This is a genomic window from Desulfuromonas sp. TF, from assembly GCF_000472285.1.
GTDB lineage: Bacteria > Desulfobacterota > Desulfuromonadia > Desulfuromonadales > ATBO01 > ATBO01.
Map to the genome: position 1 here is coordinate 87,189 of NZ_KI421414.1, position 21,545 is coordinate 108,733.

21 protein-coding genes are annotated in these 21,545 nt (G+C 57.4%); 16 read left to right on the forward strand and 5 right to left on the reverse strand.

Translation table 11 applies throughout. From position 1 onward, the window contains the following. The first annotated feature begins 19 nt into the window (after window positions 1-19). From galE to DTF_RS0105545, 7 genes are all read left to right on the forward strand, one after another. Window positions 20-1,027 (forward strand): UDP-glucose 4-epimerase GalE, encoded by a 1,008-nt coding sequence (gene galE, locus DTF_RS0105515; protein WP_027714519.1) that lies wholly within the window; start codon window positions 20-22, stop codon window positions 1,025-1,027. Between the two features lie 17 nt (window positions 1,028-1,044). Next, a complete protein-coding gene (locus DTF_RS0105520; protein ID WP_027714520.1) occupies window positions 1,045-2,376 on the forward strand; it encodes a UDP-glucose/GDP-mannose dehydrogenase family protein in 1,332 nt (443 codons plus the stop codon). 7 nt (window positions 2,377-2,383) lie between these two features. Further along, window positions 2,384-3,262, forward strand: a complete 879-nt coding sequence (locus DTF_RS0105525; protein WP_027714521.1) for a YicC/YloC family endoribonuclease — start codon at window positions 2,384-2,386, stop codon at window positions 3,260-3,262. A 107-nt stretch (window positions 3,263-3,369) separates the two neighbouring features. Continuing rightward, window positions 3,370-3,993, forward strand: a complete 624-nt coding sequence (gene gmk, locus DTF_RS0105530; protein WP_027714522.1) for a guanylate kinase — start codon at window positions 3,370-3,372, stop codon at window positions 3,991-3,993. 35 nt (window positions 3,994-4,028) lie between these two features. Further along, the gene (rpoZ, locus tag DTF_RS0105535) at window positions 4,029-4,235 is read left to right on the forward strand and encodes a DNA-directed RNA polymerase subunit omega (RefSeq protein WP_027714523.1); all 207 of its coding nucleotides are present in this window, start codon (window positions 4,029-4,031) and stop codon (window positions 4,233-4,235) included. Between the two features lie 138 nt (window positions 4,236-4,373). Then, entirely contained in the window at window positions 4,374-6,530 is a 2,157-nt protein-coding gene (locus tag DTF_RS0105540; RefSeq protein ID WP_027714524.1) for a bifunctional (p)ppGpp synthetase/guanosine-3',5'-bis(diphosphate) 3'-pyrophosphohydrolase, read from the forward strand. Window positions 6,531-6,606: 76 nt separating this feature from the next. Continuing rightward, window positions 6,607-6,990 (forward strand): RidA family protein, encoded by a 384-nt coding sequence (locus DTF_RS0105545; protein ID WP_027714525.1) that lies wholly within the window; start codon window positions 6,607-6,609, stop codon window positions 6,988-6,990. A gap of 120 nt (window positions 6,991-7,110) precedes the next feature. On the opposite strand, the gene rpmB is transcribed toward DTF_RS0105545, so the two are convergent. The 5 genes from rpmB to purM all read right to left on the reverse strand — a co-directional run bounded on the left by rpmB (window position 7,111) and on the right by purM (window position 11,134). Continuing rightward, window positions 7,111-7,305 carry a 50S ribosomal protein L28 gene (gene rpmB / locus DTF_RS0105550; RefSeq protein WP_027714526.1) on the reverse strand — a complete coding sequence of 65 codons (195 nt, stop codon included), beginning with the start codon at window positions 7,303-7,305 and terminating at the stop codon, window positions 7,111-7,113. Window positions 7,306-7,414: 109 nt separating this feature from the next. Continuing rightward, the gene (locus tag DTF_RS0105555; protein WP_027714527.1) at window positions 7,415-8,689 is read right to left on the reverse strand and encodes a hypothetical protein; all 1,275 of its coding nucleotides are present in this window, start codon (window positions 8,687-8,689) and stop codon (window positions 7,415-7,417) included. Between the two features lie 167 nt (window positions 8,690-8,856). Then, on the reverse strand, window positions 8,857-9,303 hold the full coding sequence (locus DTF_RS0105560; protein ID WP_027714528.1) for a DUF523 domain-containing protein: 447 nt from the start codon (window positions 9,301-9,303) through the stop codon (window positions 8,857-8,859). Window positions 9,304-9,349: 46 nt separating this feature from the next. Further along, complete coding sequence (purN, locus tag DTF_RS0105565; protein WP_027714529.1) at window positions 9,350-10,009, reverse strand: phosphoribosylglycinamide formyltransferase; 660 nt, start codon at window positions 10,007-10,009, stop codon at window positions 9,350-9,352. A 75-nt stretch (window positions 10,010-10,084) separates the two neighbouring features. Next, window positions 10,085-11,134 (reverse strand): phosphoribosylformylglycinamidine cyclo-ligase, encoded by a 1,050-nt coding sequence (gene purM / locus DTF_RS0105570; protein ID WP_027714530.1) that lies wholly within the window; start codon window positions 11,132-11,134, stop codon window positions 10,085-10,087. A gap of 261 nt (window positions 11,135-11,395) precedes the next feature. On the opposite strand from purM, the gene rimI reads away from it, so the two are divergent. The 9 genes from rimI to DTF_RS26825 form a co-directional block, all read left to right on the forward strand. Continuing rightward, complete coding sequence (gene rimI, locus DTF_RS0105575; protein ID WP_027714531.1) at window positions 11,396-11,854, forward strand: ribosomal protein S18-alanine N-acetyltransferase; 459 nt, start codon at window positions 11,396-11,398, stop codon at window positions 11,852-11,854. A gap of 37 nt (window positions 11,855-11,891) precedes the next feature. Continuing rightward, window positions 11,892-12,749 (forward strand): dihydroorotate dehydrogenase electron transfer subunit, encoded by an 858-nt coding sequence (locus tag DTF_RS22040; RefSeq protein ID WP_051360953.1) that lies wholly within the window; start codon window positions 11,892-11,894, stop codon window positions 12,747-12,749. A 71-nt stretch (window positions 12,750-12,820) separates the two neighbouring features. Then, on the forward strand, window positions 12,821-13,744 hold the full coding sequence (locus DTF_RS0105585) for a dihydroorotate dehydrogenase (protein ID WP_027714532.1): 924 nt from the start codon (window positions 12,821-12,823) through the stop codon (window positions 13,742-13,744). A 98-nt stretch (window positions 13,745-13,842) separates the two neighbouring features. Further along, complete coding sequence (locus tag DTF_RS0105590) at window positions 13,843-16,497, forward strand: CBS domain-containing protein (protein ID WP_027714533.1); 2,655 nt, start codon at window positions 13,843-13,845, stop codon at window positions 16,495-16,497. 61 nt (window positions 16,498-16,558) lie between these two features. After that, complete coding sequence (locus tag DTF_RS0105595; protein WP_027714534.1) at window positions 16,559-17,245, forward strand: site-2 protease family protein; 687 nt, start codon at window positions 16,559-16,561, stop codon at window positions 17,243-17,245. A 12-nt stretch (window positions 17,246-17,257) separates the two neighbouring features. Continuing rightward, window positions 17,258-18,025: a ScpA family protein gene (locus tag DTF_RS22045; protein ID WP_051360955.1), complete on the forward strand. Its 768-nt coding sequence runs from the start codon at window positions 17,258-17,260 to the stop codon at window positions 18,023-18,025. After that, window positions 18,012-18,554 carry an SMC-Scp complex subunit ScpB gene (scpB, locus tag DTF_RS0105605; RefSeq protein WP_027714535.1) on the forward strand — a complete coding sequence of 181 codons (543 nt, stop codon included), beginning with the start codon at window positions 18,012-18,014 and terminating at the stop codon, window positions 18,552-18,554. Before DTF_RS22045 ends, scpB begins: the two co-directional genes overlap by 14 nt. A gap of 65 nt (window positions 18,555-18,619) precedes the next feature. Continuing rightward, on the forward strand, window positions 18,620-19,330 hold the full coding sequence (locus DTF_RS0105610) for a pseudouridine synthase (RefSeq protein ID WP_027714536.1): 711 nt from the start codon (window positions 18,620-18,622) through the stop codon (window positions 19,328-19,330). 294 nt (window positions 19,331-19,624) lie between these two features. Further along, window positions 19,625-21,545: tetratricopeptide repeat protein (locus DTF_RS26825; RefSeq protein ID WP_193352683.1), on the forward strand; the 1,921-nt coding region annotated here is incomplete at its 3' end.

Consider the following 21,545-nt stretch of genomic DNA (forward strand, 5'->3'; position numbering starts at 1 on the left):
AAATTTGCAGGGAGGGTGCATGAAAGTTCTGGTCACCGGCGGCGCCGGTTATATAGGAAGTCATGTCGTGCGGCAGCTTGGAGAGTCCGGACATGAGGTGGTCGTTTATGACAACCTCTCCACCGGCCACCGATGGGCGATTTTAAGCGGCGAACTGGTGGTCGGTGAACTGACGGACCGGGAAAAACTTTCCGCGCTTTTTTCCGAACATGGATTCGATGCCGTTCTGCATTTCGCCGCTCACATCGTGGTTCCGGAGTCCGTGTCGAATCCTCTGAAGTATTACGGCAACAACACCCGGAACACCTTGGGGCTTCTGGAGATCTGCGACCGGTTTCAGCTGCGGCATTTCGTTTTCTCCTCTACCGCCGCTGTCTACGGCATGCCGGAGAGCGCGACCGTATCCGAGTCATCCCTTCTGGCGCCGATCAATCCCTATGGGGCATCCAAGATGATGAGCGAGAGGATGCTGATCGATCTGACCGCCGCCTCTTCACTTAACCATGTCATTCTGAGATACTTCAATGTGGCCGGCGCCGATCTGCAGGGAAGGATAGGTCAGGCGACCCCGGAGGCGACTCACCTGATCAAGGTTGCCTGTCAGGCGGCACTGGGCGTCCGATCTGGACTCAGCATCTTTGGAACGGACTATCCGACTCGTGACGGGACCTGCATCCGTGATTACATCCACGTGGAAGATCTGGCAAGAGCCCACGTCATGGCACTGGATTATCTCGCCGGCGGCGGAGGCTCACAGATTTTTAACTGCGGCTATGGACACGGATACAGCGTCCTTGAAATCGTGGATATGGTCAAACGCGTCTCAGGGGTTGACTTTGCTGTTCAGGTAGCCGGAAGGCGGGCGGGTGATCCTCCTGAACTGGTGGCCGACAGTCGAAGAATCAAGGAAATTCTGAATTGGAACCCTTCTCATGACGATATCGAAACGATCGTGAGGACGGCTCTGGATTGGGAGAAAAAGTGGGAGGCGAACCCTGAGAAGGGCGGTTCCCATAATTTCAATTAAATAGGAGAGGACTTTCCATGAATCTGACCGTCGTTGGTACGGGATACGTGGGACTGGTGACCGGAGCGTGTTTTGCGGAGATGGGCAGCACGGTGACCTGCGTGGATGTCGACGGGAACAAGATCGATCGGCTCAAAAAAGGCATTATCCCCATTTACGAGCCCGGTCTAGAATCGCTGGTGTCGAATAATGTCAGGGAAGGAAGACTGCGTTTCACCACCTCTCTGGTCGAGGGGATGAAGGACTCGAATGTTTATTTTATTGCCGTCGGCACTCCTCCCGGCGAAGACGGTTCGGCTGATTTGAAGCATGTGCTCCAGGTGGCCAGGGAGATCGGCCAGAATCTGCAGGAATACGGACTGGTTGTTGACAAGTCGACGGTTCCTGTCGGCACGGCGGACAAGGTCCGAGATGCCATCCGTGAAGTCCTGGCCAAAAGACAAGCGGATATCCCCTTCGATGTGGCCAGCAACCCGGAATTTCTTAAGGAGGGCGCCGCGGTAAATGATTTCATGCGGCCCGATCGGATCGTTGTGGGCACTGACAGCGAAAAGGCAGGGGACATCCTCCGGGAAGTTTACGCTCCCTTCAACCGGAACCGCGAACGAACCATTTTCATGGGGGTTCGTGATGCCGAAATGACCAAATACGCCGCCAATGCCATGCTGGCCACCAAGATCTCCTTTATCAATGAAATGGCCAACTTGTGCGATTGTCTGGGAGTCGATGTGGAGAATGTCCGGCGCGGAATCGGCGCCGATTCCCGCATAGGGTATTCCTTTATTTATCCGGGAGTCGGCTACGGCGGTTCCTGCTTTCCCAAAGATGTCAGGGCGCTGATTCACATGGCCGAAGAATGCGACCTCAACCCCGAGGTGCTGCGCTCTGTTCATTGCCGGAACGAGGCCCAGAAGCATGTTCTCTTCTCCAAAATAAGCAAGCGCTTCGGAGAGGATCTCTCCGGAATATCCATCGGCATCTGGGGGCTGGCATTCAAACCGGAGACGGACGATATGCGGGAGGCGCCGTCGGTGGTCCTGCTGCATGAGCTTGCTGCCGCCGGGGCCAGGATCAAGGCCTATGATCCGGTGGCCATGGAGGTTGCCCGGGAGGTCCTGCCCAAAGATTGGTTCGAGACGAAACGGCTGGAGTTGGCCGATCACCAGTATGCCGCCCTAGAAGGAGTGGATGCGCTGGCTGTGGTAACCGAATGGAAGCCATTCCGTCATCCCGATTTTGCCGCAATGAAGCGGATGATGAAACAATCGATTATTTTCGACGGCCGAAACCTGTATGAGCCTTCAAGCTTGCGCAATGCCGGATTCGAATATAGCGGTATAGGGAGATGATGACAGAATGATTAAAAGCATGACCGGTTACGGCAAAGGGCAGGGAGAATCGGAAGAAGTCACCCTGATCGTGGAGATCCGATCGGTGAATCACCGATACAGCGATGTGACCGTCAAGTCGCCCCGTTCGCTTCTTCCCTTGGAGGGGGAGATTAAAAAAATCGTCAGCAGGCGCCTCAAGCGGGGGAAAATTGATATTTTCATCAACCAGGAATTTGCGGCCACCGCAGCCGCTATCCCCACGTTGAACCAGCCTCTGGCAGCCGCCTATGTGGAAGTCTTCGAACGGATACGCACATCGTTCCCCATAGACGGGGGAATCTCCCTGGGCCTTCTGGCGGCGCAGCGGGATTTGATCGTCCTCAAGGAGGCTGTGCCGGACGAGGAGGCGGTGAGAAGTTGTCTCGATGCTGCTCTGGAGCAGGCGCTGGACAATATTGAGGGGATGCGGGTGGCCGAGGGGGAAGCGACCCGGCACGATATGGAAGCGCGTCTTGAAAACGTGCAGAACATGTTGGCCCAGGTAGAGAGCCGGGCGCCTCAGGTGCCGCAAGAGTGGCAGGTCAAAATTGCCGAAAGGCTCGACCGTCTGGCCAAGGATTTCGAGTGGGATCCCCAGCGGGTGGCTCAGGAAATTGCCGTTTTTGCCGACCGCTGCGACATCAGTGAGGAGATCATCCGTTTCAAAAGCCATCTCAAACAGTTTATGGCCCTCTTCGACTCTGCCGAACCGGTAGGAAGGCAGATGGATTTTCTGGTGCAGGAGCTCAATCGCGAGGTCAACACCATGGGCTCCAAATCGAATGATGCCGAGCTGACGCGTATGGTCGTTTCCATTAAATCCGAGCTCGAAAAGGTCAGGGAACAGGTGCAGAATGTGGAATGAAATGTCCGGGACGCGGGACGCGGGATGCGGGACGCGTAAAAAATTCATTTATCCTCTTGTCCTTTGTCGCGGGTCTCTCGTCCCTCGTCCTTCGTCCCGGTATCTCTATGACACGTGAAGGAATTTTATTCGTAATTTCGGCTCCTTCCGGAGCGGGGAAGACGTCTCTCTGCAAGGAAATCATTGACTTTTTCCCGGAGCTGCGGCATTCTGTTTCCTACACCACGCGTCCTCCAAGGCTCGGCGAGACGGACGGGGAGGACTACCATTTCATTTCCCGCGAAACCTTCTCCGCAATGGTGGCAGAAGGTGCCTTTGCCGAGTGGGCCGAAGTTCACGGCAACTGCTACGGCACCGCGATAAGCACCTTGGAAAGCTGCCGCGCCGCCGGTCGGGATGTTTTGCTCGACATCGACTGCCAAGGGGCTGCGGAGTTGAAGAAGTCCCGGCGGCAGGGGGTATTCATTTTCATCCTTCCCCCCAGTTTCGACGAACTGCGGCGCCGCCTTCGGGGGCGCAATACCGATGCTCCTGAGATTATCGAAAGGCGCATTGCCAATGCGCGGGGAGAAATCCGGGAGGCGGTTTGGTATGATTATCTGGTGATCAACGAAGAATTACCGATCGCCCTTGAACAGTTGAAGGCCATTATCATCGCCGAAAGGTGTCGAAACCCCCGGCTGCTTTCCACGATCACTGAAATATTTGGGACAGGTGAGAGTGACAAGTGACCACGTCATTTTTTTAAAAGGAGAACATTTCACCAATGGCACGTATTACGGTAGAAGATTGTCTCGACCAGATCCCCAACAGATTTCTGCTGGTCATGGTGGCAGCCAAGAGGGCCAAGCAGCTTTACAAAGGCGCCCAGCCTCTGATCGAGAACAAGGCCGGCAACAAGAAGATCGTTCTGGGCCTCAGGGAAATAGCCGCCGGCAGAATCGAATACCAGCTTCCTTCCCGCAAAAGATAATTCGTCCGCGACCCCGATATGGCAGACGGCTTGAGGGTCGTCTGCCTTTTTGCGCCATTTTCTCCCCAACAGGCTCTACACGACTGAGGGGTTGTAATGCCCGGGTCGTTGCTGACCCAGTCTCCGGGTAGAGTCGCCATGGTTCGTTTAGACGATATCCTCGAAAAGATTCTCTCCTACAATGCCGACGCCGACCTCGATGCCGTGCGTAAGGCTTATGTATTCAGCGCCAAGGTCCATCAAGGCCAGATGCGTCTCTCCGGAGAGCCTTACCTTACCCACCCCATGGAAGTTGCCTTTATTCTCGCTCAGTTGCGGATGGACGTGCCCACCGTCGTGACAGGGCTGCTTCACGATACCATCGAAGACACTCTCACAACAGTGGAGGAACTGCGTACACTCTTCGGCGAAGAAGTGGCCGAACTGGTGGACGGGGTCACGAAGATCGGCAAGATCACCTTCCGTACCAGTGAAGAACGCCAGGCGGAAAACTTTCGGAAAATGCTCCTGGCCATGGCCCGGGATATCCGGGTGGTTCTGGTGAAGCTGACCGACCGGCTGCACAACATGCGCACCCTCGATCACCACCCTGAGGCCCGCCAGCGCCGTATTGCCCAGGAAACCCTCGATATCTACGCTCCTCTTGCAAACAGGCTGGGGATCAGCTGGATCAAGAGCGAACTGGAAGATCTGGCCTTCCGTTATCTCCAGCCGGAGATCTTCTACGACCTGGTCGCCAAGGTGGCCAAGAAGAAGAAGGAGCGGGAAAAATACATCCGGGAGGTGAAGGAGTATATCGAGACAAAGCTGGCGGAGCAGGGGATCAAAGGTGAGCTTTCCGGACGCTCGAAGCACCTGTACTCCATTTATCTCAAGATGGAGCGGCAGGGGATCGATTTCGATCAAGTCTATGATCTGATCGCTTTTCGCATCATTGTCGAGAGCATCCGCGACTGCTATGCGGTTCTGGGGATCATCCATTCGGCCTGGAAACCGATCCCCGGCCGCTTCAAGGACTACATTGCCATGCCAAAGGCCAATATGTACCAGTCGCTGCATTCGACGGTGATCGGCCCTTTCGGCGAGAGGATGGAGGTCCAGATCAGGACCGAGGATATGCACCGGGTGGCCGAAGAGGGGATTGCCGCCCACTGGAAGTATAAAGAGGGGAAGGCGGAATCCGACACCCAGGAGCGGGACGACAAGCGTTTCGGCTGGCTGCGGCAGATGCTTGAGTGGCAGCAGGAGCTCAAGGATTCCAAGGAATTCATGGACACCGTGCGGGTCGATCTCTTCCCTGAAGAAGTCTACGTATTTACTCCAAACGGTGATGTAAAGGAGCTGCCGAAGGGCGCCAGCCCCATCGATTTCGCCTACACTATCCACACCGACGTGGGGCACCGCTGCGTTGGCGCCAGGGTAAACGGCAAACTGGTCCCCCTGAAGACACAACTCAACAACGGCGATATCGTCGAGGTCATCACCTCTCCGAATCAGACGCCCAGTAAGGACTGGCTGAAATTCGTCCGTACTTCGAAGGCCCGAAATCGCATCCGCCAGTGGATTAAGACCCAGCAGCGCGAAAAAAGCATAGAATTTGGCAAGGATCTGCTGGAGAAGGAACTTCGCAAGTATGGAATGGGTCTGAAGAGGGCCCTGGCATCGGAGGAGCTCACGGAAACGGTAAGCGAGCTTGGTTTCCAGGCGGTGGACGATCTGATGGCGGCCCTCGGCTACGGGAAGGTTTCCATAGGACAGGTTCTGGGCCGCATCGTCCCCCAGGAAAAGCTCAAGTCCGAACCAGCAAAAAAAGGGCCCATCGGGCAGGTCCTGGAGAAGATACGAAAGAAGCCGTCCAGCGCCATAAAGATTCACGGGGTGGAAGACATCATGGTCCGTTTCGCCAAATGCTGCAATCCCCTTGCAGGCGACCCCGTCATTGGTTTCATCACTCGAGGACGCGGGGTAACCGTGCACACCCGGGACTGCCCTCATGTTCTAGAGGCGGATCCCGAGCGTCGCATCGAGGTGGAATGGGACATGAAGAAAAAAGCCTCCCGCCCGGCAAAAGTACGTGTCTACTGCGTTGATCAGAAGGGGATGCTGGCGGGGATCACGGGTGCCATCACCACCTGTGAGGCCAACATCATCAGCGCCAACGTCTTTTCCACTCCGGGGAATAAAGGGGTAAATACGTTCGAGGTGGATGTGCAGGATCTAGAGCATCTGAACAGGGTGATCAATGCCCTGCTCAAGGTCAAAGGGGTGTACAAGGTGGAGAGGATGCGAAACTGAACCTTGTTCAAGGTTCAAGGTCGGGTTAACGTTGAACTTTGAATGTTGAACATCGAACGGATTTAAGGAGGTTTTCATGGCTATCGAAAAGATTGAAACGAGCGCGGCTCCGAAGGCGATCGGGCCGTATTCTCAAGGTGTGCGGGCCGGCGATTATATCTTTTTCTCCGGCCAGATTCCACTCGATCCGGAGTCCGGCGAAGTTGTCGGAGAGGATATCTCGACGCAGACCGAGCGTGTCATGGCGAACATGGAGGCGGTTCTGGCGGCAGCCGATCTCGATTTCGACAGGGTGGTTAAGACCACGATCTACCTCGTCGATCTGGGCGAATTTTCGACCGTAAACGAGATATACGGCAGACATTTCGGCAAGATTCCCCCAGCGAGGGCCACAGTGCAGGTCGCCGCGCTTCCCAAGGGGGTTAAAGTCGAGATTGAATGGGTTGCTTACATCGGCTAGTCCGCCGAAGCCTCGGCAAAGGCGGATGACCCGCCGTCGCCAATCGGCTATGGCGCGGCAAGCAAAAACAGGGGGCGCTCCGACGGGGCGCCCCCTGTTTTTTAATCTTTTAGAATCGAATCAGGCCGGCTTTTTGACGACCGCGCCGTCCCGGATGCAGCGAGTGCAGACCCGGACCGAACGGACGGTTCCGTTGCTGACGGATTTCACCTTCTGCAGGTTGGGATACCATACTTTGCGAGTCTTGTTATGTGCATGACTGACATTGTTGCCGGTCGTCGGTTTTTTACCGCAAATTTCACATACTCTGGCCATGATGCTTAACCTCCTGGAAGATTGGAACGTGAATATTTAGCATGGTTTGTGCGGGATTGCAACTTTTTTTTGCCCGTTTTTTTAGGTATGGGACACAGGGGAAAAGGACTCATTTCCTTTTTTTAAGGGATCGCAGCAGATGGTCGGCTACTGTGAGACCGGTGATGACATCGCCTGCCGCCCCCAGGGAAGGAAGAACTCCGGGACCGTGGCAGATGAACAGGTTCTTTTGCAGGCGAAGGGGGGACGTCGCGCCAGGAAAAGACTGCTTTGCATGCCGGGCGCCATCCGGTATGGACTCCGGTTCTCCTGATGGCTCAAGCTGATATGAGGCAAAGGGGAAGAGCGGTTTCAAGATGTTTTCCAAGGTGTTCCCCAGGTTCTCCGGCGGAGGACTTCCCGTGGTGCATTCGACCGTGGCGATGATTTCCTCTCCGGAGGGAGATAAATCGAACCGCACGGGAAAGCTTGCGTCCGGAATCACCCGTTCGGCAAACATAGGGGAAATCCCGCCGCGGAGCGGCGAAGTGCAAAAACGCAAGCGGGAAAAATGAGAACGAAAGGCAAGCTTAAGGGGTTTCTGCAGCAGATTCCATCCCGCCGGACTCCCAATGAGAAAATAGCGAGCGCCGTACCGGCCGCCTTCCTTCAAGACGGCACCGGAGAGGCGGCTCCCTTCCAACTGCATCGACTGAAGTCCGGAGAGCTTTTCCGTTCGTCCGTTGAACTGCTCATAGCGGCGGGTCAGCAACTCTTCCAGGCGATCGGGGGAAACCCCTTCGGCACGGACGGCGCTGGTCCAGAGCAGTGCCGCTTCAGCGACGGAGAGCCTGTCGACAGGGGTCAGAGAGAGCCCGGCGAACAGGGCGGAGAGGGCCCGCCGCGCCGGTTCGTGGCGCAGACCGGTGAGGATGCTCTCGAAGGGCTTCCGCAAGGCTCTTCGGGTCAGCCCGCGGCGGAGTCTCCGATGAGCAAAGCGCAGGCGGCTGGATATTCCCAGCAGGGGAAGTCCGCCGCTCTCCCAGAGGGCTTCTTCCAGGCGGTGACCGAGGCTTTGAAGGTGGTTCAACAGGCCGGAGACCTCTTCGTAACCGCCGGCAAATTCCCGGCGCAGCTCTCCTTCCAGGGTGGACGGCTGCAGAAATTCCAGGCGGCTGTCCGCCGTCAGAACCTGGAAGGATGCCGGAGGGGAAAAGCTGGAGCGGCCGTCGAGCCTCTCAAGAAGGCGCTCCAGATGCAAGGATGAATGGAGCCAGGCGGCCGGAAATTCGGAGGGCTCCTGAAAAGAGAGGACCCGGCACCCGCCTTTGGCCAGTAAGGTGCCGGCGACGCGGGCGGCCAGGCTGTCGCCGAGGATAATGACATCGAAATATGATTGGGACATGGATCAGGCCTCTAAAGATGATACCTTCACAAAAACTCAGAGGATGGCTAAGCAAAAATTTCGTCCTACAAGGCCTGGTGGTTTTTCAGGGGCGAAGGCATACATCAGGTATGTCGAGGTCCTGAAAAAACGCCGTAACGCCGTAGGGCGGACTTTTTGCGACGCCATCATAGATCTTCTTCACTGAATACGGCGAGGCCGCTGCGCTGCAGCAGGGCGGTGGTCACTCCCTGGCCGACCACGATATTTTCTCCCCGGTAGATCCGGTGGACGCCGCATGAGGGGCTCCGTTCCTTCAGGAGCGCCTCCGCACAGCCGGCGATGCGGGCGGCTTTCAGGGTCTCGGCCGCACCCTTGAGAAAGAGCCGGTTCATCACCTCGCCTTCACTGTTGACCACGGTGCCGGTTCCCTCTAGAACCTCAGCGCCGCCGCCGGTTGCGAAGCAGGTCTTCAACCGGGGGGTGGGCAGTCCGGCCAGTTGCTCGGGGCAGACCGGAATAGGAATCAACCCCTTTTCCCGGAGATGCTCCAGTACCTTCTCATTGCGCTTGGCGGCACCGTCGTAGCGGGTGAGCAGTCCGAGCAGGCAGGCGCTTACGAGGATGGGACGCATGGAAAACCTCGTGAGGCGTGAGGCGTCAGGAATGAGCCTCACGAATTTACTCTAACGGCGGATTGGTCAGGACGGCTTCGGCCGGGCAGAGGGGAGGTTCGATGCGGACCCGGCGGCCTTCGATGCGCAGCCGCCCTTCGGCAAAGAGCTGGATGGCCCGGGGGTAGATGCGGTGTTCCTGCTGAAGGATGCGCGCCGAGAGGCTCTCTTCGGTGTCATCGTCGAGGACGGCGATGACCGCCTGGATGATGATGGGGCCCGTATCGACGCCTCCATCAACCAGGTGAACCGTGCAACCGGCAAAACGGGCGCCGTATTCCAACGCCTTGCGCTGAACATGCAGTCCTGGGAAGGCGGGGAGCAGAGCCGGGTGGATGTTCATGATCCGCTCCGGGAAGGCCTCGAGGAAAACTCCGGAGATGATACGCATGAACCCGGCCAGAACCACGAGTTCGACTCCGGCTTCCTGCAGGGCGGCGACCACGGCCCGGTCGAATTCCTCCCGGTCGGCAAATTCCCGGTGATCGATGCACAGACAGGGGATGCCCGCCTTGCGAGCCCTGTCCAGGGCTCCGGCCTGAGGATTATTGCTGACCACCAGGACGATTTCGGCGTTGAGGGTGCCATCACCGCATCGGTCGATGATCGATTGCAGGTTGGTTCCCCCGCCGGAAGCGAGAGCGCCGAGTCGGAGTTTGCTGGGCACGGTTCCTCCGGAGAAGCATTGACAGGTGACAAGTGACCAAGTGAGGTTATGTGTCTCCCGTCACTCGTCACATTTTCAAATCAATTGGACCTGTTCTTCATCTTTGCCGCATTTGGCTATTTCACCGATGAGGAAAGCCTCTTCCTTGAGGCCTGACAGACGCACCATGACATCCTCTGTTTCCTCGTCGGAAACGACCAGCACCATTCCGATACCGTAATTGAAGGTGCGGTACATCTCCAGCTCATCGATGTTCCCTCCTTTGCGGAGAGCCTCGAAGATCACCGGCTTGGGCCAGCTGTTCTTTTTTACGACGGCCTTGCAATGGCGGGGCAGAACCCTGGGAACATTTTCCAGGATGCCGCCTCCGGTGATGTGGGCCATCCCCTTGATGCGGAAATCCCGCAACAGATTGAGGATGGATTTGACATAGATTTTCGTGGGGGTGAGGAGCTCTTCTCCGAGGGATTTCCCCAACTCCGGCAGAACGGTCTCCACTGTCAGCTGCATGCGTTCGAAGAAAACCTTTCGGGCCAGGGAAAAACCGTTGGAATGGAGGCCGCTGGAGCCGATCCCGATCAGCCGGTCGCCCACCGTGATGGAAGAGCCGTCGATGATTCGACTGTTGTCCACCACCCCCACAGTGAAGCCGGCCAGGTCATACTCCCCTTCGCCGTACATTCCCGGCATCTCGGCGGTCTCTCCCCCGATCAGGGCGCATCCGGCCTGCACGCAGCCGGCGGAGATGCCCTTGACGATCTCGGCCGCTTTTTCAGGGGAAAGTTCGCCGGTGGCCAGATAGTCGAGAAAAAACAAGGGTTCGGCCCCCTGGACGACAATGTCGTTGACGCACATGGCCACCAGGTCGATTCCCACGGTATCGTGCTTGTCCATGGCAAAGGCGAGCTTGAGCTTGGTGCCGACGCCGTCCGTCGAGGCAACCAGGGTCGGCCTTTCATACTTGTCGGCGTGCAGGGAAAAAAGTCCCCCAAAGCCGCCGATATCCGTGAGGACCTCCGGTCGCGAAGTGGCCTTGACCAGCGGCTTGATCATCTGAACAAAACGATTGCCGGCATCGATGTCGACGCCGGCATCCTTGTAGGTAACTTTACTGTCCTCGCCCAATGGTATAAACTCCTTATTTCAAAGTCGGTAATTATTAAATCAACCTTCCCTTGCTTGTCAACGGCAAAGTCCCCCTCGTCACTGGGTTCTTTATCCCTTTACAGATTAACGGGGGTAACTTATGATTGTTTCCGTCGCGATTATCGCGGCATTACCTGGATGCACGATGCATTCTAGCCGATTTCAGCCGACGGGCATAGCCCCTTTCTCTCCTTTCACGGGGGCGCTGCATCTTGTCGTTGCGGGGCCTCGCCTTGGATCATGACTGAAGATCACGTCATTAGGCCGATGCAGCCATCCGATCTCGCCCGGGTGGTGGAAATCGAGAACCTCTGTTATCCCAATCCCTGGTCGGCCGAACTTTTTAAACGGGAACTGGACAATCCCCTGGCTGCCGTCGACCTTTTATGGTTGGAAGGGGAGATTGCGGGTTATCTCTGCTCATGGCTGGTGAGCGGCGAGCTGAATATCCTCAACGTGGCTGTCGTTCCAGCCTTTCGCCGCCGGGGAGCGGCCGCCGCCCTGCTGCGCCACGTCATCGGAAAAAGCCGCCGCCAAGGCCTTGAACGCTCTTTTCTGGAGGTTCGGGTCGGCAATGCAGGAGCGATTGAGCTTTATACCTCCTTCGGTTTCAAGCCGGTATCTATTCGGAAACGTTATTATCCGGACGGGGAAGACGCAGTGATGATGGAGTTGGACCACGTGGGGGATGAGGCGTGACAAGTGACAGATGACTCTGAGTTTAAAGGGAACGGGAATGAATAATTACAGAACGAAGATCCTCTCCAACCAGGAGATTTCGCCCGGCTACTTTCGGATGCGCATCCTTGCTCCGGGATTCGGGGAGACGGCTCGTCCGGGGCAGTTCATCATGTTCCGGGTCCAACTCTCCCAGTCCCCTCTTCTGCGCCGACCCTTCGGCGTTTTTCGCACCGGTTTTCTCCCTCCCGACTGCGAGGGGCAGCCGGAGAAAGAATATCTCGAGATCCTCTACAAGGTCGTGGGCTCCGGCACCGGGATCATGAGCGAACTCCACGAGGGGGACCGGGTTGAGGTCCTGGGGCCCCTGGGCAAGGGATTCGATCTCGAAGCGGCGGCAGGGGAGAAGATTCTGGTAGGGGGTGGCATCGGCCTGGTCCCTCTCTACATGCTGGCTCGTAAATTAACCGAAACCGGCAGGGTACGATTGCTGATGGGCGGCCGCACCCGCGACGATATCCTTGCCGTCACCGAGTTCGAGCGCCTGGGGGTGGAGACTTACGTTTCCACGGACGACGGCAGCCTCGGTGAGGAGGGTCTGGTTACAAACGTGCTTGAGCGCAAGCTCGACAAGTATCCGGACGCCGTGGTTTACGCCTGCGGTCCCATGCCGATGCTCGAGGCGGTGCAGCGGATCTGTACCCGGCGCGGCACTCCCCTTCAGGTCTCGCTGGAGGCGCTCATGGCCTGCGGAGTAGGCGCCTGCCTGGGTTGCGTGGTCAAGGGATCCGGTCACTCCGAAGAGACCCCCCGTTACCTGTGCACCTGCAAGGAAGGGCCGGTGTTCCGGGCCGAGCAGCTGGACTGGAGCAGGGCAGGGGAGGAGAACGGATACTGTGAGGGGTGCAAATCTTAATCGTGAGGCGTGACAAGTGACAAGTGACAAGTGACAGGTGGCGCGCGCGGTCGTGTGACAAGGAAATAGATATGGAGAGAAAACGCCCGAATCTGGCGGTCGAGATCGCCGGCATCAAATTGAAGAACCCGGTCATGCCCGCCTCGGGCACTTTCGGGTATGGAGAAGAATTCGCTCCCTACCTCGATTTGGAAAGAATCGGGGCGATCGTCACCAAGGGGTTGTCCCTGAAGCCGAAGGCCGGCAATCCTACCCCCCGGATCGCCGAAACCAGCGGAGGCATGCTTAACGCCATCGGCCTGCAGAATGTCGGAGTGGACGCCTTCATCGAAACCAAGATCCCCTTCCTGCGGAAGGTCAAGACCCCGACCATCGTCAATTTCTTCGGCAACACTCTGGAGGAATACGGCGAGGTGGCCCGGCGTCTTTCCGATCTTCCCGAGGTCGCCGGCGTCGAACTCAATATTTCCTGCCCCAATGTCAAACAGGGGGGAATCGTCTTCGGCACGGACCCGTGTGCCGCGGCCGACGTGGTCTCGCTGGTTCGCAAGCATCTCCGCAAGCCCCTGATCGTCAAGCTTACTCCCAACGTCACCGACATCACCGTCACCGCGCGGGCGGTGGAGGAGGCGGGGGCCGATGCCATCAGCTGCATCAACACCCTGACCGGTATGGCGGTCGATGTCCGATCCCGCCGCCCCCGTCTCGCCAACGGCACGGGAGGGCTCTCGGGTCCCGCCATCCGTCCGATCGCGGTGCGCCTGGTCCACCAGGTGGTGCAGACCGTCAGGATCCCTGTCATCGGAGTGGGGGGGATCGGGTGTGCCGAGGACGCCCTGGAGTTTCTCGTGGTCGGCGCCACGGCCGTGCAGGTGGGGACCGCCAATTTCATCGATCCGACGGTGATGCTCTCCGTCATCGGAGGGATCGAGAAATTCTGCATCGAGGAGGGGATAGGCGATATCCGTGAGATTATCGGCAGCCTCGAGCTTTAGTCGGAACGAGGGACGCGGAACGTGGAACGCGGTAAACTAAATTAAATTAGGTTTTATGTCTTTGCGTTCCGCATCCCTCGTCCCGCGTCACGGACTTTATGGACGTCATCACCACACACGTCAACGCCGATTTCGACTGCCTGGGGGCCATGATCGCCGCAAGGAAGCTCTATCCCCGCGCTGAACTGGTGTTTGCCGGGTCGCAGGAGAAGAGCCTGCGGGAGTTCTTCGTCCGGAGTGCGGTTTATGCCTATGATTTCAAGCGCATCCGGGACATCGATCTCGCTGCTGTCACCCGCCTCATTCTGGTCGATGTTCGCCAGTCCGAACGGATCGGCCCTTTCGGTGAGGTGGCCCGCCGCGAAGGGGTGGAGGTGCATATCTACGACCACCATCCCGCAGGGCAGGCCGACATCCAGGGCGATCTGGAGACGATCGAGCCGGTCGGTTCGACCGTGACCGTCCTGACCCACATCTTCATGGAACGGGGAATCGTGCCTAACCCCGAGGAAGCCACCATGATGATGCTGGGTCTTTACGAGGACACCGGAGGCCTGCTGTTCAATTCCACCACCCTCAGGGATTTCCAGGCGGCGGCCTATCTCTTCACCCATGGCGCCAATCTCAACACGGTTGCCGACTTCCTTACCCAGGAACTGACCGCCGACCAGGTGACCCTTCTCCACAAGCTCATCGAATCCCGCACGGTCCTGAATGTCCGTGGGATAGACATCTCCATCGCCCATGCCTCGGTAGACCATTTCGTCGGCGACTTGGCGGTGCTGGCTCACAAGCTCAAGGATATGGAGAATCTCGATGCGCTGCTGGTGGTGGTGCGCATGGCGGATCGGATCTTCCTGGTCGGCCGCTCACGGATTCCCGAGGTCCACGTGGGGGAGATCCTCGGCGAATTCGGTGGAGGAGGCCACGCCTTTGCCGCTTCCGGCACGGTGAGGGATCTGACCCTTGTTCAGCTTCTCGACCGTCTCCCCGAGGTTCTCAATCGTCACGTCAATCCCCGATGGGAAGCCCGCCACCTCATGTCGTACCCTGTAAAGAGCGTAGGCAAGGAGGCAACTCTCAATGAGGTCCGAAAGATTCTGACCCGCTACAACATCAACGCCATGCCGGTCATGGATAAGGAGCGGGTGGTCGGCATCATCACTCGCCAACTGGTGGACAAGGCCGTTCACCACGGTCTGGCCGAAGTCCCGGTAAGCGAATACATGACCGGGGATTTTTCTCCGGTGACCCCTTCCACCCCTGTTGCGGATCTGCAGGAGCTGATCGTCGAGCGCAATCAGCGCTTTGTTCCCGTCATCAAAAACGGATCCATGATCGGGGCCGTTACCCGGACCGATCTGTTGCGGCATATGGCCGCCGGAGGCCGGAGCGACGACCGCGGGATATCCATTTCAGGAGGCGCCGCGCTGACGGTCAAGAAAAGGGAAGCGGCCCGTCTCATGCGCGAACAGCTTCCCTCCCGGATTTTTCATATCCTGGAGGAACTGGGGGATGTCGGGGATGCTCTGGGGCAGCATATCTATGCTGTCGGCGGCTTCGTCAGGGATCTGCTGCTGCGCAAGGAAAACCTCGATGTCGATATCGTCGTCGAGGGGGACGGCATCGCCTTTGCCGTCGAATATGCACGCCTCCACGAATGCCGGGTGCGCACCCACAAAAAATTCGGCACCGCTGTCATCATCTTCCCGGACGGATTCAAGATCGATGTCGCCTCCACCCGAACAGAATATTATCTCGAGCCCGGCGCGCTGCCCACTGTGGAGCATGCCTCCATCAAGCTCGATCTGTATCGCCGGGACTTCACCATCAACACACTGGCCATGGCCTTGAACCGGCACCATTTCGGCCGCCTACTCGATTTTTACGGCGCCCAGCGCGATCTGAAGGAAAAGGCCATCCGGGTCCTGCACAACCTCAGTTTCGTAGAGGACCCTACCCGGATGTTCAGGGCCGTGCGCTTCGAGCAGCGCCTCGATTTTCACTTGGGCAAGCATACCGAACACCTGCTGCGCAGCGCGGTGCGCATGGGCTTTCTCGACAAGGTCGGAGGGTCCCGGGTCTTCAATGAACTCCAAATCATTCTCAAAGAGGCCGATCCCCTGCCGGCGGTCTTCCGGATGGCGGCACTGGGACTGCTGAAATACATCCATCCCACCCTGACCGCCACGACGCACACCCGCACACTTTTCACCGCTGCCGGAAGAGCGATCAACTGGTATGAACTGCTTTATACCGGAGAAACATGTCAGCGATGGCAGGTGTACTTCCTCTGTCTGACGGCCGACCTCGATCGCGACGCCATGACCGGCATCTGCAACCGTCTCGGTATCCCAAGCCGTTACCGGGACGTCTTCTGCGATGAACGGGAAGAAGCGCATTCAACCCTGAACCATCTCGAACGACGGCGCTCCCGCAGATCCCCCCAGCCCAGCGAGCTTTACCATCGGCTCAGTCCCTTTGCCACCGAGGTTCTCCTCTACATCATGGCCAAGGCGGCCAGTGAAGAGGTCCGTCGCTGGGTCTCCCTTTTCGTCACGCGGCTGCGATCGGAAAGCACAATTCTCAGCGGACACGACCTGCGGCAGATGGGCATTCTTCCTGGACCCCGCTACAAGGAGATTCTGGGGGTTCTCCTCGATGCCCGCCTCAACGGCCGGGTTGCGACCCGAGAGGATGAAACGGCATTCGTGCGCAGGAGGTTTTTGAAAGGCGTGACGAATGACGAGTGACGCGTGACGCGGCGGAACCTTACATTGACTTCATATCCCCGTTCTGCTACAAATCCCCTTCATGGAAAGTATCCTTGCAAAAATCTCCATAATGATTGTTCCGGCCTTATTGGCCGTGACCCTGCACGAAGTGGCCCACGGTTACATTGCTGAGCGGTTCGGCGACCCCACGGCCCGCCTTCTGGGTCGTCTCACACTGAATCCCGCCAAGCACCTCGATCCCATCGGCACTCTGGCGCTCCTCTTTTTCGGTTTCGGCTGGGCCAAACCCGTGCCGATCAATTTCAACAACCTGCGCAGCCCTAAACAGGACATGATTTGGGTGGCCCTTGCCGGTCCCGGGACAAACTTCTCCCTGGCGATTCTGTCGGCGCTGCTTCTGAGAGGAGTCGCCCTGTTGACCCAGGTTTTCAATCCGGAGGGGACAGACCTGGCCCTTATGGTGGAGCCGGTCTCCCTGATGCTCGGTTTCAGTCTCTATATCAACATCATTCTGGGTGTTTTCAACCTGATCCCTATCCCGCCCCTCGACGGGGGCCGGGTGATGAGCGGCCTGCTGCCCCAGCGTCAGGCAGAAATGCTGTCCCGCCTCGAACCTTTCGGGTTCGTCATCATCATCTTCCTGATTTTCTTCACCGATCTCTGGCGTCTTGTTCTGGCTCCGGTGATTTACACCCTGGTCGGCCTGCTTGCCGGTTCCCAGGTTCTCGTCGTCGAGAGGGCCATTCACTTTCTTTTCGGACGCTGAGGGTCATCGGCCATGTCCTACGAAATAAGGGTCGAAAATTTCGAGGGGCCGCTCGATCTTCTTCTCCATCTCATCAGGAAAAACGAGATGGATATCTACGATATCCCCATGGCGACGATCACCGCTCAATATCTGGTCACCCTCGATGCCATGAAAAACCTCAATCTCGATGTGGCCGGAGAATTTCTGCTCATGGCCTCTACTCTCATCCATATCAAGTCCCGCCTGCTTCTGCCGCCGTCGGAAGAGGACGTTCCCGATGAGGAGGAGGAAGACCCCCGGGCCGAACTTGTGCGGCGCCTTCTCGAATACCAGAAATACAAAGAGGCCGCCGCGGCTTTCGACGCTCTTTCCCTCCTGGGCAGGGATGTTTTCGCCCGAAAATTTACGGCTGCGGAACTGGTGGAAGGAGAGGAGGACGAATTTGAGGCGATTGGTCTCTATGAGTTGATGGAAGCTTTTCGTGATCTTCTCAAGACTGCTCCCCCTGAAACGTTTCATGATGTGGATGTGGAACGGCTATCCGTGACCGATCGGGTGAATGCCATTCTGGAACTCCTTTCCGACCAGGAAAGTCTTGCTTTCACCGATCTTTTTACTGGGTGTCCCGACCGGCACGAGGTCGTAGTGACTTTTCTGGCCATGCTCGAGCTGGTGAAGCTGCGGATGTTGCGGCTGATGCAGAACCGCCGTTTCGGAATGATCCGTCTCTATCTCTCTGTGGATGCGGGGACGCTTTCGACCATCGATCTGGAAGAGGATTCTCTTGGATACGGCTGAACTGAAAGCGGTGGTGGAGAGCCTGGTTTTCGTTTCCGAGGCGCCGATAACTCCCGAGCGCATTGCCGAGGCCTTGGACGTTGAGAAGAAAAGAGTGCTCCAGGCTCTGGAAGATCTGGTACAGGAATACGCTCGAAGCCGGCGCGGTTTCATCCTCTCCGAGGCAGCCGAAGGGTTCCAGTTCCGCAGCCGCCCCGAACATGCCGAATGGATCCGGCGTCTGGGCAAGAGCCGCCCTTTTAAATTCTCCCGCGCCGCCCTGGAGAGCCTGGCGATCGTTGCCTACCGGCAGCCGATCACCCGCGCCGAAATCGAATATCTTCGGGGGGTCGATTCGGGAGGGGTGCTCAAGACCCTGCTCGACAAACACCTCATTCGGATACTGGGTAAAAAGGATGTCCCCGGCCGCCCTCTGATGTACGGCACCACCCGGGAGTTCCTGGAGGTTTTCGGCCTTCGAGACCTCACCGGTCTGCCCACCCTGAAAGAGTTCAGCGAACTGGCCCCCGAGACCCTGCAGGAAGAATAAATTTTTTTCTCCTGAAGCCATATTCCAAGTTTTAACCTCGAACCTCGAAACTCGAAACTCCGCCTGTGAAAGAACGCCTGCAAAAAATAATGGCTGCCGCCGGTTTGGCTTCGCGCCGGGAGGCGGAAAAGTGGATCGCCGCCGGACGCGTGAGCGTCAATGGCCGGATTGCCTCTCTCGGCGACAGCGCCGATCCGGAAAAAGACCGGGTGGAGGTGGACGGCCGACCTGTCGGAAGCGAGGGGAGAAAATACTACCTCCTTCTCAACAAGCCGATCGGTTACGTCAGCACCCGCAGCGATCCGGAAGGCCGGCCGGTGGTGACCGACCTGGTCAAAGAGATTCCAGCCCGGCTCTATCCAGTGGGCCGCCTTGACCTCAATACCGAAGGCCTGCTGCTTCTGACCAATGACGGCGCACTGGCGAACCGTCTGACTCATCCCCGGCACCAGGTGGAAAAAACATACCTGGTCCGAGTGCGGGGGACCCTCTCCCGGGAGACCCGGGAGCACCTGGAAGGCGGAGTTCTCCTTGAAGACGGCATGACTGCTCCGGCCCGTATCGATAAGGTGCGCACGGCGGCTTCCCACAGCTGGTTTCACCTGACCATTCATGAAGGCCGCAACCGCCAGGTCCGGCGTATGTGCGAGGCGGTCGGCTTCCAGGTAAGCCGCCTCAAGCGCATCCGCATCGCCTTTCTCGAACTCGATGAACTCCCCTCCGGAAAATTCCGCCATCTCTCTCCCCAAGAAGTCGCTCGATTGAAAAAACTTTAGGAGCTGTCATGCTTGGAAACCTTCGCGTGACCAGTCAGGGGGTTTGCCTCTGGTCGTCACACGCATTGATGGGCCCGACCCGGTTTCGATAAGAAAAAAGAAGAATTCGAGCGAAGCTGCCTGGGGGTAGGGAGGCGTTTTCTTTAGCCGGTTTTTCCTTCACACGAAATGACGTAGAGAGTTGTTTTCTTTAAAAAATCTTCTCTTTCTTTAACCTTGACATACCCTCCGGCGATGGTTTACATTCAGTCTTTATCGGATTGTACCAATTTCTAATTTTTTACGGTGGTCACTTTGTCCAAAAGAGAGAAACTCCTCGCCTCGGCGCAAAAAAGTCTGCAAAAGGGGCAGCTCGCCAAGGCGATCAAGGACTACCAGCAGATTCTCCAGGTCGACTCCGGTGATGTGAGGAGCCGTCAGAAGCTGGCTGAACTCCTTGGTCGGGATCGTCGGACAGAGGAAGCCCTTGGCGAGTACGAAGCGGTCGCCAAGCATTATGCCAAGGCCGGCTTTTATCTCAAGGCCATTGCAGTCTACAAGCAGATGCAGAAGCTTGACCCGGCCAAGGTGGACATCTATCACCGTCTTGCCGAGCTCAATGAAAAACAGGGGCTTATCGGCAACGCTCTGGCTGAATACCGCAATCTGGCGGCCTATTACGAAAAGCAGAAAATGTATGCCGAGGCCGCGAACGTTCTGCAGAAAATGCGGGAACTTGAGCCTGAAAACCTCAACATTCTGGTAAAAATCGCCGAAACCTACGCCAAGGGCGGGCTCAAGGACAGGGCAAGGGAAGAGTTCGGCCAAGCCTTGGCCATTCTCCGACAGAAAGAAGATTTCTCCAGGGTTCTGAAACTCTACGAAATTTTCCTTCCTCTGTATCCGGACCGGGCCGACATGAAGATCGGTATGGCCCAGGCCCTGATTGAAAAGGGTGATACCGAAAGAGGGATGCCCATCCTGAAAAACCTTCTCCAGGACAATCCGGAACATCCGGAAATTCTCGCCATTCTGGCACAGGGCTACCGGAAACTCGAAGATTTCGTCAATGAGAGATTAACTTTTCAGCATCTTCTACGCAATGCCTCGGAAGATCTGGATCTCAGGCAGGGTTATATTCGGGCCTGCATCGACAGCGGAGAGCCAACGAGAGCTCTTGAGGAACTGGAAAGCTGCAGGGACGCCTTCCTGGCGGCCGAGAGAGCCTCAGTTCTTCAGGATTTTTATGAAGAATTGAAGCAGAACCTTCCACAAAACGACCAGATCCGCCGATCCCTGCAATTCATTTATCCCATCACCAGGGATGAGGAATCCCATTCGGCGGATATATCCGTTCTTCTGGAGGACCTGGATCCGGAGCCCGCCGGCGAACCTGCCACTACAGTAAGTGATTTTACTCCGGAGCCCGTGCAGGAGACCCTGGAGGTCGATCACGTCTTCCCCGCCGCATCGGAAGAACCCGTCGATTATTATCCGACGGCGGAAGAGGGCGAGGACCTGGAAATCCCTCTTGAATTTCTTGAAGAAGTTGCGGCGGAAGATGCGGTCCCGGAAGCCGAAGAGAACACTGCTGAAGAGCACGGCCTCGAACTGGAACTGGAACTGGAGCTTGACCTGGAGCCTGCGGAATCGAGTGAAGAGCTGAAACCGGATTCCGCTGCCGGGGGTACGGCTGAGCAGGGTATGGATACAGCCCCTTTCGATGAAGAAATTCTTGACCTGGAACTTGAAGACGCCCTGGTGCAGGAGGAGTTCTCGCCGTCCGTAGCTGCGGGCGATGCCGAGGAAGAGATCCTCGATCTGGATATGTCCGACGCCCTTGAGCACGATGATCCTCCTGCCATATCCATGGACGACCTGCGCTCTGAGCTCGAAGAGGCCGAATTTTTCCTTCAGCAGGGATTGCTGGATGATGCGGAACGGATCTGCCGTTCCCTCCTGGAGGGACACCCGGACCGGAAGGAAATTCTGATCAAACTCTCCGAGATAGAAAAGAGCCGCCAGGCAGCTCCTCTGGCTCTTTCCGCGAGGCAGCTATTCGACCTGGAGGAGGAACTGGCCGATGAGGATCTGTCAGTGCTGGAGGAGGGAATCGATGCCTTCGCCGACTCGCAAAGAGGGATCGAAACCCACATCGCTCCTGGAGGGACACCCGGACCGGAAGGAAATTCTGATCAAACTCTCCGAGATAGAAAAGAGCCGCCAGGCAGCTCCT

What these genes read in the sequence shown, in the direction of transcription:
- DTF_RS0105560 (WP_027714528.1), bottom strand. Translation starts at nt 9,303, where the DNA reads ATGCGTCCCATCCTCGTAAGCGCCTGCCTGCTCGGACTGCTCACCCGC.
- DTF_RS0105590 (WP_027714533.1), top strand. Translation starts at nt 13,843, where the DNA reads ATGGACGTCATCACCACACACGTCAACGCCGATTTCGACTGCCTGGGG.
- DTF_RS22040 (WP_051360953.1), top strand. Translation starts at nt 11,892, where the DNA reads ATGAATAATTACAGAACGAAGATCCTCTCCAACCAGGAGATTTCGCCC.
- DTF_RS0105595 (WP_027714534.1), top strand. Translation starts at nt 16,559, where the DNA reads ATGGAAAGTATCCTTGCAAAAATCTCCATAATGATTGTTCCGGCCTTA.
- DTF_RS0105525 (WP_027714521.1), top strand. Translation starts at nt 2,384, where the DNA reads ATGATTAAAAGCATGACCGGTTACGGCAAAGGGCAGGGAGAATCGGAA.
- gmk (WP_027714522.1), top strand. Translation starts at nt 3,370, where the DNA reads ATGACACGTGAAGGAATTTTATTCGTAATTTCGGCTCCTTCCGGAGCG.
- DTF_RS0105520 (WP_027714520.1), top strand. Translation starts at nt 1,045, where the DNA reads ATGAATCTGACCGTCGTTGGTACGGGATACGTGGGACTGGTGACCGGA.
- DTF_RS0105545 (WP_027714525.1), top strand. Translation starts at nt 6,607, where the DNA reads ATGGCTATCGAAAAGATTGAAACGAGCGCGGCTCCGAAGGCGATCGGG.
- DTF_RS0105540 (WP_027714524.1), top strand. Translation starts at nt 4,374, where the DNA reads ATGGTTCGTTTAGACGATATCCTCGAAAAGATTCTCTCCTACAATGCC.
- rpmB (WP_027714526.1), bottom strand. Translation starts at nt 7,305, where the DNA reads ATGGCCAGAGTATGTGAAATTTGCGGTAAAAAACCGACGACCGGCAAC.
- rpoZ (WP_027714523.1), top strand. Translation starts at nt 4,029, where the DNA reads ATGGCACGTATTACGGTAGAAGATTGTCTCGACCAGATCCCCAACAGA.
- DTF_RS22045 (WP_051360955.1), top strand. Translation starts at nt 17,258, where the DNA reads ATGTCCTACGAAATAAGGGTCGAAAATTTCGAGGGGCCGCTCGATCTT.
- galE (WP_027714519.1), top strand. Translation starts at nt 20, where the DNA reads ATGAAAGTTCTGGTCACCGGCGGCGCCGGTTATATAGGAAGTCATGTC.
- DTF_RS0105585 (WP_027714532.1), top strand. Translation starts at nt 12,821, where the DNA reads ATGGAGAGAAAACGCCCGAATCTGGCGGTCGAGATCGCCGGCATCAAA.
- rimI (WP_027714531.1), top strand. Translation starts at nt 11,396, where the DNA reads ATGACTGAAGATCACGTCATTAGGCCGATGCAGCCATCCGATCTCGCC.
- DTF_RS0105555 (WP_027714527.1), bottom strand. Translation starts at nt 8,689, where the DNA reads ATGTCCCAATCATATTTCGATGTCATTATCCTCGGCGACAGCCTGGCC.